Here is a 13176-nt window from a genome sequence, read left to right as displayed (position 1 = left end):
GTCCAATGGGTGGTATGAAAACGCCTCCTCCTTCATTGGAAATGCAAATTCTCTCCGCAATGGAGGAGGTAGTTTTTTCGGCTAGTTTTCCCGAATTAGAAATTATTTATATCAGCCCTTCCGTGGAAACTCTCAGCGGTTATCCTATTGATTTTTTCAAACAAGAATTAGGTGTTTGGTGGAAGATGATCCACCCCGAAGATATACATATAGTCGAACAAGCGCTAACTCTATTAAACCAAACGGATAAGTTTCGAATCCGTTATCGCATCATCACCAAAAACAACCAAATCAAATTTGTCCAGAGCCAAGGCCGACTGATCCGAGATGAATCTGGAAAAGTCCTACGTTTCGATGGGATTATCTCCGATATCTCTGAATTATTATCCTTACAAGATTTTATCAAAAACGAATCTTCTGGTATCAAACAATTGTTACTCGAAAACAATATCCTCTTCAATGGAAGTCAAGACTCCATGTTTCTCATAGAAGTATTAGATGATGGAAACTTTGTCATTCGACGAATCAATTCAGCATATGAAAAAGCCACTGGTCTTACACAGTCATCAATCCAAGGAAAAACACCGATTGATCTTTTAGGAGAGGCATTAGGTGCACCTGTCATCAAAAATTTCAAAAATGCACTCAAAGCAAAAAAAACAATCACATACGAAGAAAGCATTCCCATGCCCGCAGGAACAAAGGTCTGGACAACTGCCCTTACACCGATTGAAGTTGATGGTAAATTTAAATTCATTGTCGGTTCTAGCAAAGACATCACAGAACAAAAACGCGCAGAATATGCTCTAAAGGAATCTAACGAACGATATGCGCTAATTTTAGAAGTTAGTTCTGATGGTTGGTTTGATTGGGACTTGTCAAACGATTCAGTCATTTATTCAAGAAGATGGTGGTTGGAGTTTGGTAATGATGAAAAACCAGAAAATGTCAAAATCAGTTATTGGAAAAGTTTGATCCATCCAGATGATCAAGAATGGGTATCCGAATTTTTAGATAACATCATGCATTCACAAAGAGAAACTTTTGAGTTTAGTTTCCAAATGAAAAAAAGAAAAGGAAATTATGCTCATGTATTGTCGAGATGTTATATCCAAAGAGATACTTCCGGCAATAAAATTAGAATGGTTGGTTCCAATTCCGATCTAACAGAAATCAAAAAGATAGAACATACTTTACGAAAAGCAAAGGAAATGGCAGAAGCTGCGAACCTGGCGAAAGGAAACTTTTTAGCCAATATGAGCCATGAAATCAGAACACCACTCAATGGAATTATTGGATTCACAGAACTTTTGTTACATGCATCACTCACCGACGAACAAAAGGAGTATTTACGAAGTATTTATCTTTCTGGAAAAAGTTTGTTATCTTTGGTGAATCAAATTCTTGATTTTTCAAAAATTGATTCAGGTAAGATGGAACTGGAACTAATTAGTACAGACCTCATCGATTTAGTACGGTCAACGGTAGATCTTTTCCAAATTTCAGCAGCTTCCCAAGCCATTCTTTTAAAACTAAACTTAGATCCGACTCTACCTAAATTTGTTTCTTTAGATCCTTTGCGTGTGAGACAAGTACTTTCCAATTTAATTGGGAATGCAATTAAATTCACACATGAAGGGGAAGTAGAAGTATCTGTAAAACCAATCAAACAATCGGATGATTTGATCGAGATAGAATTCTCTGTTGCGGATACGGGAATTGGAATTGATATCAGTTCACAAACAAAACTGTTTGATTCTTTTTCACAAGCAGATACTTCCATCACAAGAAAGTATGGAGGAACGGGGCTTGGTCTCACAATCACAAGTGAACTCATTCAGAAAATGAATTCTCATTTACGTTTTGAAAGTGAACTCGGCAAAGGAAGTACCTTTTATTTTGTTTTATCCTTACATGTAAATTCTTCTGGATCCGTATCTTCCAACTTATTTGAAGAAAAACTAACAACTCCAGACGAATCGGTAATCATTGAAAACAATTTAATTCAAAATGATATTTTAATTGTGGAAGATAACGATTTAAACAAAAGGTTACTCTCTAAAATGTTATTAAAAAGATATCCTAACATTCAATTGAGATATGCTGTTGATGGATCCGATGCTGTAACACAGTTTCAGAAAAAAATTCCAGATCTTATTTTTATGGACTTACAAATGCCAGTGATGGACGGATATACAGCTACTGTCGAAATCAGAACCATAGAAAAAAATTCTAATCACAGAACTCCCATCGTTGCATTAACGGCAGGAGCTTTTTTTTCTGTGAAAGATACGGCGATGGAATCGGGAATGGATGACTTCCTAACCAAACCCATTTCATCCGCCGATCTCTACAATACCGTTGAAAAATGGTTATCTTCAAGCCGCGTGTAAAAGATATTCAAAAGCACTGATCGCAGCCTTTGCACCCTCACCCATAGCAATAATGATTTGTTTGTAAGGAGTGTTTGTCACATCTCCACAAGCAAAAATCCCATCCACATTGGTTTTACATTTTTCATCCACCAAAATCTCTCCAAAACGATTGGTTGCAACCAAATCTTTCACAAAACTACTGTTTGGTACTAGTCCGATCTGTACAAAAACTCCATCAAGTGAAATGGTTTCTGAATTTTCCGAAGTTCTATCCTTATAAATAAGCCCTGTTACTTTTTCTGTATTCGTTTGGATTTCCATCGTTTGGGCTTTAACTAAGGTTTTGATATTGGAAGATGCCGCAACCTTATCAAGTAACACCTTATCCGCATTGAGTTTATCACCAAACTCAATCAAGGTGACTGATTTGACTATCCCACTGAGATCCAAAGCTGCTTCCACACCAGAGTTACCGCCACCAACCACTGCCACATCTTTGTCTTTAAAAAATGGGCCATCACAATGAGGGCAATAGGCAACGCCTTTTCCCACAAATTCTTTTTCTCCCGGCACACCAAGTTCACGCCATTTAGCACCGGTAGAAAGAATGATCGTTTTTGTAAGAATTCGTTCACCAGTATTCAAATGAATGGTTTTCAGTTTCCCTGGTTCAATTTTTAATACACGAACATTTTCTTTTTTACGAATTTGGTTTTTCTCTAACTGTTCGGCCAATACATTCGTGAGTTCTGGCCCAGTCGTATAAGGTATCGAAATGATATTCTCAATTCCTAAAGTGTCTTTTACTTGACCACCTAACCTGTCAGCAATGACAAGAGTGTTTAATCCTTTTCTAGCAGAATAAACAGCAGCGGTCACACCCGAAGGCCCACCACCAATGACAGTTACGTCATAAACTTCTGAAGGATTTGTAATTTCAGAATTTTCTTCTTTAGATTCTGGGATAGAATACAATTCCAAAAGTTTATCAAAGATAACTGATGCTTCTGCCTTTCCCGAAAGAAAACGTTTTCCATTTAGAAAAACTGCAGGAACGCCTTGGATATTTTTTTCTTTCACAAGTTCAGGATACATGGCTCCATCAATCATATTGTGAGAGATAGAAGGGTTTACCAATGAGAAACTATTCAGTGTTTGCACCACTTCAGGACAGTTATGACAATCTAAAGAGATGAAAGTTTCAAAATGTAATGGTTCTCTAAGTTTGGATACTGCAGATAAAATCCCTTCTTCCAATTTAATTGGATTTCCACCGGATTGTAAAATTGCTAAAATGAGTGAAGTGAATTCATGACCCATAGGAATTCCAGAAAATTCAATTCCTGTTGGTTTTCTTTCAGAAAGTATGGCAAATCGAAGACCATCATTTTTATCTTCTGAATGTTCTAAAGTGATCATCGAACTAAGAGATACGATATCATTTAAAAACTCTACCAACTCCCCTCTTTTTTCATGATCTCCCGAAAATAAAAGAATGTTTACCGGGTTTTTAATTCTTTCGAAATATTGTTTTACTTGTTCCTTTGTTGATTCATCTAACATAATAACCTCCCGATTTAGGCGGGCTTTACCCCGCCTAATTTAGTTTAGATTTTTCCTACCAAGTCAAGACCTGGTTTCAAAGTGGAATTACCTGGTTTCCATTTTGCTGGACAAACTTCGCCGTCGTTGTTCGCAACATATTGTGCTGCTTGTACTTTACGAACTAGTTCCTCAGCAGAACGTCCAATTCCTAGATCATGGATTTCAGCAGTTTTGATCACACCTTCTGGGTTCACAACAAAGGTTCCTCGAAGTGCTTGACCATCCTCTTCAATCATAATTCCAAATCCTCTTGTAATCTTTCCAGAAGCATCACCGAGCATTGGAAATTTGATTTTTTTGATTGTGTCACTTGCTTCATGCCATGCTTTGTGAACAAAATGTGTGTCAGTGGAAACAGAATACACTTCCACTCCCATTTTTTGAAGTTCTGCATAGTAGTCTGCTACGTCGCCAAGTTCAGTAGGGCAAACAAAAGTAAAATCTGCCGGATAAAAAACAAATACGGACCATTTTCCAAGAACGTCTTTTTTGCTAATTTTTCTAAAAGCACCGTTATGGAAAGCTTCCGTAGTGAAGTCTGGAATTTGAGTGTTGATATTGGACATTGAATATCCTCCTTTGTTATTAAGAAGAATATAGCCCAAATCGAATCATTTGTAAAATAAATACTATAAATGCAAAGATTTATAAAAACTATTAAGCTATTTTTGCGTTAATCTTGGTTGAGTGATACTCCAATGATTTTGTATTTTTCCTTCGAATGGTAGTCTTTTGGAATTACATTCAAAATCAAACTCGTTAGTTTTTTTAGAATTTTGGTTTTGTAAAAACCTTTTTTGTAAACCAAACTAATTTCCCGAGCCGGTTCCGGAGAATCAAAAGGAACAATTCGTTTGGAAGATGAATCCACAGACAATTTAGGCAACAGAGTAACTCCAATTCCCATATCAACCATTCGTTTCAAAGTTTCCACACTTCCACTTTCAATTTTAGCGAGAGAGTTACGATTACAGATTTTTAAAGATTGATGACGAAAACAATGTTCCTCACCAAGTACAAGTAAGGGATATTTTTCGATATGTTTCATGGAAACGGAACTAGATTTTTCTTTTGCATCCTTGGGATAATAAACAACAAAGGGTTCGTAGTAAAGCGGGTGTTCTACGATATTTGAAACTTTTAATGGAGTGGCAAGAATTCCTAAATCAATTTCTTCCGATTCCAATTTTTCGATAATGGAAAGTGTTGGAAGTTCTGAAATTCGGAAATTGACTTTCGAAAATTCAGTTTGCAAACGATTGTAAATAGAAGGAATCAAATAATTACTTACGGTTGGAATGATCCCAATGGATATATTTCCTGCAGGTTCGTCTTTCCATTGACCCGCAATTTCAAAAAGTTTATCAGCCTCCTTTAATGTATTTTTGGCCTGATCCACTACGGCTTTCCCTAATTTGGTGGTAATGACTGGATTTTTTTTGCGATCAAAAAGTTCAAAACCTAGCTCTTGTTCTACTTTTTGAATCTGTAAACTGAGTGTAGGTTGAGCAACTAAACAATGTTCGGCGGCTTTAGCAAAACTCTTAAATTGATCCAAAGCGACTATATAACGAAGTTGAGTGATTGTCATTTAGAGACTCTCCAAAAAAATAACTAAACTGAATGGGAGAAGGAAAATCAACTTGCTTTCTCTTTGTACACAACTATCCTTAGCCGATACCGATGAGATTTCTCTCATTTATTTTTCCCATTTTACTTACTACAGTATTTTCGCTTTCCTCGGAACCACTAAAAGTAAGTTCCCAAAACCTGACAACCATGTCTGGCGATTGGACATTTACGTCCCAAGGCGAAACAAAACCCATCCAAGTTGGCAAAGGACTTTCCCTGCAGGGCTTTAATCCTCCGATTCACGGATCTTACAAAACAAGTTTCTATTACCAACCAAATAACAAACCACTTGGTATCTACTTAGACCGTATCCAAGAAGTCGATAAACTATTCATCAACGGAATACTACTCGGAGAAACTGGTGGATTCACGGAAGATGGATCGTATGCGCCAAATTGGTATTATAAAAGATTGTATTTTATCCCTAGTTCTGTTCTCAAAGAAAACGAAATCAACCATCTTGAGTTAGAAATCCACTTTCGCAACAAAACCTTCCAAGGCGGAATATTTCGAAAAATCCCTGTTATGGGAAACTATGACCTCTTACAAGAATTCATCATCAATGAAGATGGACGCGATTTTTGTTTTATCATGTTGTTTTTTGGAATTGGGGCTTACCAAATTTTTTCTATTGTCTTAAAAAGACAGGCAAAAGCAAATTTTTATCTTTTACTATCCACAATCATATTTGTTATGTGGAGACTCCCCCTCTTAAATATAAGTTATACATACACAAACTTTTCTTTTCTTTTTTGGTTAAAAGTTTTTTTTACAGCACAAGCCTTACTCCCTGTTTCCATTTTCCTTTTCAGTTATTCCTTATTCCAAACAAAATTCCATTTAAAAGAACGTTTGTTAGTTTTCTTTTTACTCTGCCTCGCCTTTTTTCAAACTTGGAACATTGAAATTCCAACCAGGATTTTACTTTTAAGAATTTGGGAATTCTCTCTATTGCTCGTTGTATTTTTTATTGTTCGAGGAGTCATCCGGGCAGCAAAAGAAAAAAAGGCAGAAGCATACTTCTTAACCGTAGGATTTATTTGTATCTGTATTGGTGCAACCATTGATATCATGATCGATGTAACCTCTGGAAAAAATATCTATTTAACCCAATATGGTTTTTTGATTTTAATGATCCTTTCTGGTGTTGCTATCTCTTACCGACATGCCAAAAATGAAAAAGAACTTTCTGTATTAACGAAAGACTTAGAAATCCGAGTTCATGAAAGGACCATTGAACTTAGAGAAAAAAACGAAGACTTAGAGCAGGATTTGTTTTTTGCATCCCAACTCCAAAGTTATCTTTTACCAAAAGAACATCCCAATACAATCGGCATTCGTATCCATACCACTTACCTACCGATGAAACAAGTAGGGGGAGATTTGTATGACTGGGTGGAATTAGATGACAATCGTCTGCTTTTGTTAATTGCTGATGTAGCAGGTCACGGCGTTCCTGCTGCCTTTGTATCTTCTATGGTAAAAGTACAATTTCGAGAATCTACAAAAAATCTAAATTCTCCCAAAGATGTACTAGAACATATGAACCAAGCGCTCACTTCACTTGTGAGTCGATATTTTATTACTGCTTGTTGTGCCCTCATCGATACAAAAGAAAAAACTGTTGTCTTCTCCACCGCAGGCCACCCAAATCCATTAATTTACAATCGTATCAAAGGCAAATTCGAATTGATGAATGTAAAAGGCCCCATCATTGGCTGGAATGAATCATTTGTGTATAGCGAATGGATCTACAAAATGCAAACTGGGGATCGATATTTCTTTTTTACTGATGGAGTCACAGAAGCTCGCGCCGAAAATAAATTGTTTGGTGAAAGCAAAATACTTGATCTCTTGGAAAGAGGAAAGAACAAGGATATAAAATCCTTGTCTCAGGAAATTATTGTTCAAATTTCAAAATTTTCAGAAGAAGAGTTAAAGGATGATGTCACTTTTTTCTTTATTGATGTAACTTAAAATTAATGGAACCTTCCACCTATTCAGTATTAATCATTGAAGATGAGTATCCTGCTCGGATGCTCATGATGGATTATATTATGAATTGTTCTGAGTTAAAACTTTCAGGAATTGCAGAAAGTGGAGACAAAGCACTAAACCTTTTACAAGAAAAGAAATTTGATTTAGTTTTTATGGATATCAACCTTCCCGCTGTGAATGGAATGGATATTTTACGAAAAGAACACCACAAATCTACGTTTTTTATCATTACAACTGCCTATAGTGAACATGCAGTAGAAGCCTTTGATTTGGATGCAACAGACTATTTACTCAAACCCTTTTCTTTTGAAAGATTTAGAAAATCCGTCGATAAAGCTTTACGTTTTCTTCAAGAATCAAAACAAATCCCGACATCAAAAGAAGAGAAAAAAACTCATCTTAAAATCCAATCTGATTCAGCGGTGTTTTTATTACCTTTTCAAGACATACATTTTATATCAGCAAATAACAAAAGTTGCGTGGTCCATACTTCACAAAAAGATTACGAAACTTCAAAATTACTCAAAGAAATCGAAGAAAAATTGCCTTCGGAACAGTTCATTCGAATCCACAAAGGTTTTTTAGTTAATTTAAGTTTTGTGACTAGTTTGCGTTACGACAAGGGTGGATCTTATACCATCCAGTTAAAAAACGAAGATGAAACTACACTTCCTGTGGGCCGTTCTTTTGCCCAAAATCTCAAAGAAGCCCTAAAACTTTAACCCGTTCCGATTTCACTCCGGAATATGTAGCGTTCATTCCAAGTTAAGTAGTTAATGAACGTTAACGTAATTTATCCATTGACCAAACCAGAAGAAATGGAATCTAGATACGAACGGAGTCCATCTCATGAAACATTTAGTAAAAATAATAACCCTTCTCATTTTCTCTATCGCATTAGTTAATTGTGCCTCCTCCTCCGTTGGAATTGCGACAAGCAACAAACCAATCCCAAACACTCCTTACGAAACTGCGAAAACTGTAGAGAAAACTTTTACATGGTATGCCGTTGATCTCATCATTCTAGGATTTCCAATTACCGAGCCACCTGTTACTGATTTATACGAAAGAATTATGGAAGAAGAATCCGGTGATGCACTCGTTAACATTCGTTATTGGAATGACAAATCAATCTTTGGGCCTATCACAAGATTTAGATTTAGCGTAAAAGGTGATTTGGTTCGTTTCCCGTCACAATCGACTACTAAAAACAAAAGATAGTGTCAAAAATGAAAACAACGATTCTGAAAATTTTAATGGGGATTCTATCGGCAACCATAATGGCGATGGGCTGTATTGGTTCTCATGTTCCAAAAGATATATATTTATATGATTCTGCTACGGTAGTGCGCTCCACGGATTATAAAATTCTTGGTAAAGGAAAAGGCCAAGATTCGGCATTTTATTTACTGGGAATGTTTCCTGTCACAAAGGCACCTAATGTAGAACTAGCGATGAGTCAAATTCTAGAAAAGTATCCGAATGGAAAAACACTTATCAATATCAAAATCCAAAGAGAAGATAAAGCATATTTTCCCCTTGGACTTGTTACCGCTGTCAATGTAACGGCTGATGTAGTTGGCCAACCAGAAGAAACTATCGTACCAAAAGGTAACAAATGAAACTTCAAATAGTTATCTTTTCACTCACCATAAGTTTTTTGATTCAATGTGGTCCAGGTGTGGATCGTGTTGATACAAACGATGCCCAAAGCCAAGTTTATGCTGCAGCAAAGTTTGCTTCTGAAAAATGTGGAAATCCCATTCCCAATCCTCCACTAGTCATTATCAACAAACCAATCCAAAGAAATTTAGATTTTTGTACAATTGCAATCACTCGTACAGAATGTCCGTTTCTTGGATATCCGTTACCCTGCACGCTCATTTACCTCGAAAAAGAAACGGGAGAAGTCCCATGGTATATAAACTTCAATGAAATCAGCAAAATTCAAATTAAATAATCGTATCATATTTGGGATTTTTCTTTTTTGTTTCGGATCCCCAATTTTGGCTGTGAGTATTCGCGCCAAACTCATCAATCCGAAAAAAGAAATCGCAGAGAAAAATTTATCCGTTTTGATTTTTGAAACCAAAAAATTTTCACAAACGGATGCAGAAGGAAACATCACTCTTGATTTTCCATCTCCAGGTGATTACACCTTACGTTTATTACGTGATACAGGGATTCAAGAAATCAAAATTACTGTTGGATCTTCGGATGAAGAAAGAACCATTTATACAGAAAAAAAAGCAAGTGCTCCTAGAACGGGAATCGTAGTCGAAGGAGAAAGGGAAAAAACAATTGCTTCCAGAACAAAAGTTCGTTACGAAGAAATCAAAAGGATGCCAGGAACTTTTGGTGAGGCACTTCGTGCTTTGGAAACACTTCCCGGAGTCATTCCCAATATCGGCTTTGGTGGTGGTGCCAACGGAATCATCGTTCGTGGTGCCAATCCTAATGCCAACACCTACCTTTATGATGACCTCCCTATTTTATATCCATTCCACTTGGATGGATTAACATCAGTCATCCATAACGATTTAATCAAATCGATAGACTTATATTCCGGTGCATATCCAGCAAACTTCAATAATGCGACAGGTGGTGTTATTGAAATTGAAACAGTTGATTCAGTTCAAAAAACAAAAGGTGCTTTTCAAGTATCTTTATGGAATACCACTGCCTATGCAGCCACCCCCACTTCTGGAGGGAAAGGATATCTTGCTATTGCTGGAAAATTAGGTTATTTAGACAAAACCTTAGGTGCCTCCGGTTTATTGCCGGAAGGAATTCGTCTTCCACGTTATAACGATTCACAAATCAAATATGTTCACAACTTTACTCCAGAACATCAGATTGCTTTTTATAACTTATCCGCTCAGGATAACTTTGCAATTAACCTTTCCAGTAAACCAGTCAATGACCCCACAGCTTCACCACTAGCCGTTGCGGGAGGAGCCAATATAAACTTTGGGCAAAGTTTTAGAACCACTGCCCTTAGATATACTTGGATTCCTGGAGACAAGTTCCAAAACCGCATAACATTGATCAACTTTGATCCAATTGGCGAATACAATGTTGGGTTTGGATCCATCCAAGGAAAACAATACCAAAGAGGAAGTTACGTTGGTGTTCGTCAAGATGCGTATTGGACGGCAACACGATTTCTCAAGGTAGATTTTGGAACTGAGGTTCGACGATTTTCCTTTAGAGATTATGGAACAGAAGTGGCACTACGAGATCCAACCAATCCGGCACCTAACCCATACAATACGGCAAATCCAGATTTTGTTGGCCGACCAATTAACATACAAGGAAATACTCCTTATTACAATGCATATACAACATTACATTTTAAATATGGAAACTTTGCATTTGAACCAGGTGTACGTTATGACTATGTTCAAGTCACTGGTAATGGAGCATTAACTCCAAGAGCAACTGCTTCCTATACATTCCCTGAAGTAGGACAAGGACTTACTTTTTATGGAAGTGGTGGAGATGTTTCCAGATTTCCTCTCACAACCAACTTCAATGCGGAAACAGGAAACCCTGATTTACGTTTTGAAAGAGCAAGGAAAATCAGTGCGGGGATTGATCAAAAAATTGATCAAGTCTGGCAGGTGAAAATGGAAGTATTTAAAAACAATTTCACTGATACCATCATTGATGATCCTTATGTTTCTACTCCTGTTGGTTTAAACCCAGATAAGGGACAATGGTTAACACAACCAATTGTCGCCAATCGTCCGTTAAACTATTCAAACAGAGCAACCGGTTGGTCACATGGATATGAACTATTAATTCGAAAAAATGCACGCCCAGGAACAAGAGACTGGTTCGGTTGGATTTCATATACTTGGTCACAGTCATTTCAAAACACAAACTTATACCAAGTTTACGAAGGTGATAATTCACAAGTTGGCGGTATTGAGAGAAAAATTTTAGCAGCATATTTTCCCAACTCAAAAGAACAACTAGCTCCTTGGGATAGAACCCATGTTGCCAATTTTATTTATGGATGGAGAGTTAGCGAAGGATACCAAATTGGTGGTCGTTGGAGTTATTTAACATCAGTGCCTTCTAGACCTGTTGTCGGAGATGACGGTGGTAGATTTTCAAATCCACTCAATGGACTCACTTTTTGGAATCCACAATACTCTAATAATCCAAACTCTTCCGAGTATGGATACGTAAAACGCGGAACAGATTTTCATAGGTTCGACATTCGTTTTGATATATTTGAAAACTATTCTTGGGGATACCTGAACTGGTATTTAGAAATCGTAAACGTTTATATGAGAAAAAACAAAAACGGATACGATTATGATAACTCAAGACCATTTTCAGCAACGAACCCTAGAGAAAATGATACTTTTGGAACCTTACAACTTCCAGGTGGAACCGTAATTCCTTTCTTTAACGTTGGTATGGAGGTACACTTCTAATGAAATACTTTATCCTTTTATTTGGGATCGTATTACTATTCTCTTGTGCTGAATCGAAAAAGTTCGAAGATTCTTACAAAGAAACAGTATTGTTGCAGTATCTTACGACGCCTAACGCACCGCAGGAAACTTGTGAATCTATCATAACCAACAAAGATTTATGTTTCAAAGCATATTATACTGCGGTAGGTGGCACTTTTACCGAAACAACATCAGCGGCAAAAACACTCACTTGCCAAACTATGATAGCTACTGTGTATAAAGATATGTCAAGAATCGCACAAACTTGTGCTTTTAATTGTCAAGTAACCGATTGGAAATCAAAAACAAATTCTGGAGTTTGTGTTCAATCCACAATTCCAATACTGATAGAATCTAGTCTAACATCTAGTTCAGCAATATCTTGTTTACGATCTTGTTTTTCATCGACCAACAATCAAATCAGCGTGGATCAAATTCCATTATATTTATTATTTAATAACATTCAAAACGGAGAATAGTATGCAAGAGTATGTAGAAATAGGTGAGGAATTAATCTTTATCGCAATGGCAGTTGCGAGTGTGATCGCATTGGCAGTATTTGCAGAAAGATTAATTTACTATAAAAAATCCTTAGGTAAAAAAAACGAAGACTACTTAACTGAAGTTAGAACATCACTACAAGAAGAACCAGAGATTCACTGGAAAACAGATGCCGGCGAAGAGTCCATTTACACAAGATTCCTTCAATTTGCTCTCAAACAATTAAAGTTAGGGAGAAGAGGACTTGATGAAAGTTTAGATGGTCAAATTCTATCAGAAAAATTGGAACTTGAAAAACGTTTGCCGATCCTAAACACTCTCGGTAACAACGCTCCGTTTATCGGACTCCTAGGAACTGTATTAGGTGTTATTAAAGCATTCTATGGTTTAGGAACTTTAGGAAGTTCTGGAGCAGAAGTGGTAATGCGTTCCATTTCAACGGCTCTACTCGCAACAGCAGCCGGTCTTGCGGTAGCGATTCCCGTGGTAATGGCAAACAACTATTTTTCTAGAAAGTCTAAGGTAATTTTACAGAATTTAGAAATTCTGAAAAAAGAACTACTTGCTTATCAAATGAATAAGACAAAGGTATAATT

The 13176-nt window shown here is 36.8% G+C and carries 12 protein-coding genes; 9 read left to right on the top strand and 3 right to left on the bottom strand.

Features of this window, described 5'->3' with window-relative positions; all coding sequences use genetic code 11:
- The first annotated feature begins 14 nt into the window (after window positions 1–14).
- Window positions 15–2393 (top strand): PAS domain-containing protein, encoded by a 2379-nt coding sequence (locus EHQ70_RS00245; RefSeq protein WP_135582979.1) that lies wholly within the window; start codon window positions 15–17, stop codon window positions 2391–2393.
- Here EHQ70_RS00245 and ahpF read toward each other — a convergent pair.
- The 3 genes from ahpF to EHQ70_RS00230 form a co-directional block, all read right to left on the bottom strand.
- The gene (ahpF, locus tag EHQ70_RS00240; protein ID WP_135582978.1) at window positions 2379–3938 is read right to left on the bottom strand and encodes an alkyl hydroperoxide reductase subunit F; all 1560 of its coding nucleotides are present in this window, start codon (window positions 3936–3938) and stop codon (window positions 2379–2381) included. The genes EHQ70_RS00245 and ahpF overlap by 15 nt on opposite strands.
- A 44-nt stretch (window positions 3939–3982) precedes the next feature.
- Window positions 3983–4546, bottom strand: coding sequence for an alkyl hydroperoxide reductase subunit C (gene ahpC, locus EHQ70_RS00235; protein WP_135582977.1), 564 nt, complete (start codon window positions 4544–4546; stop codon window positions 3983–3985).
- 107 nt (window positions 4547–4653) lie between these two features.
- A complete protein-coding gene (locus tag EHQ70_RS00230) occupies window positions 4654–5571 on the bottom strand; it encodes a hydrogen peroxide-inducible genes activator (RefSeq protein ID WP_135582976.1) in 918 nt (305 codons plus the stop codon).
- Window positions 5572–5663: 92 nt separating this feature from the next.
- On the opposite strand from EHQ70_RS00230, the gene EHQ70_RS00225 reads away from it, so the two are divergent.
- From EHQ70_RS00225 to EHQ70_RS00190, 8 genes are all read left to right on the top strand, one after another.
- Window positions 5664–7589 (top strand): PP2C family protein-serine/threonine phosphatase, encoded by a 1926-nt coding sequence (locus EHQ70_RS00225; RefSeq protein ID WP_135582975.1) that lies wholly within the window; start codon window positions 5664–5666, stop codon window positions 7587–7589.
- Between the two features lie 5 nt (window positions 7590–7594).
- Window positions 7595–8332 (top strand): LytR/AlgR family response regulator transcription factor, encoded by a 738-nt coding sequence (locus tag EHQ70_RS00220; RefSeq protein ID WP_135582974.1) that lies wholly within the window; start codon window positions 7595–7597, stop codon window positions 8330–8332.
- Between the two features lie 127 nt (window positions 8333–8459).
- A complete protein-coding gene (locus EHQ70_RS00215; RefSeq protein WP_135582973.1) occupies window positions 8460–8831 on the top strand; it encodes an LIC20211 family lipoprotein in 372 nt (123 codons plus the stop codon).
- Between the two features lie 8 nt (window positions 8832–8839).
- Window positions 8840–9232, top strand: a complete 393-nt coding sequence (locus EHQ70_RS00210) for a hypothetical protein (RefSeq protein ID WP_244288170.1) — start codon at window positions 8840–8842, stop codon at window positions 9230–9232.
- Window positions 9229–9570 carry a hypothetical protein gene (locus EHQ70_RS00205; protein WP_135582972.1) on the top strand — a complete coding sequence of 114 codons (342 nt, stop codon included), beginning with the start codon at window positions 9229–9231 and terminating at the stop codon, window positions 9568–9570. Before EHQ70_RS00210 ends, EHQ70_RS00205 begins: the two co-directional genes overlap by 4 nt.
- Window positions 9542–12058, top strand: a complete 2517-nt coding sequence (locus tag EHQ70_RS00200; protein ID WP_135582971.1) for a TonB-dependent receptor plug domain-containing protein — start codon at window positions 9542–9544, stop codon at window positions 12056–12058. Before EHQ70_RS00205 ends, EHQ70_RS00200 begins: the two co-directional genes overlap by 29 nt.
- A complete protein-coding gene (locus EHQ70_RS00195) occupies window positions 12058–12558 on the top strand; it encodes a hypothetical protein (RefSeq protein ID WP_135582970.1) in 501 nt (166 codons plus the stop codon). The genes EHQ70_RS00200 and EHQ70_RS00195 overlap by 1 nt, the downstream gene beginning before the upstream one ends.
- Window position 12559: 1 nt before the next feature.
- Entirely contained in the window at window positions 12560–13174 is a 615-nt protein-coding gene (locus EHQ70_RS00190; RefSeq protein ID WP_135582969.1) for a MotA/TolQ/ExbB proton channel family protein, read from the top strand.
- Window positions 13175–13176: the final 2 nt, after the last annotated feature.

The organism is Leptospira congkakensis, from assembly GCF_004770265.1.
GTDB classification, from domain to species: domain Bacteria; phylum Spirochaetota; class Leptospiria; order Leptospirales; family Leptospiraceae; genus Leptospira_A; species Leptospira_A congkakensis.
The sequence above is the reverse complement of the archived record's forward strand: the minus strand, read 5'-3'. Positions and strand labels throughout refer to the sequence as shown.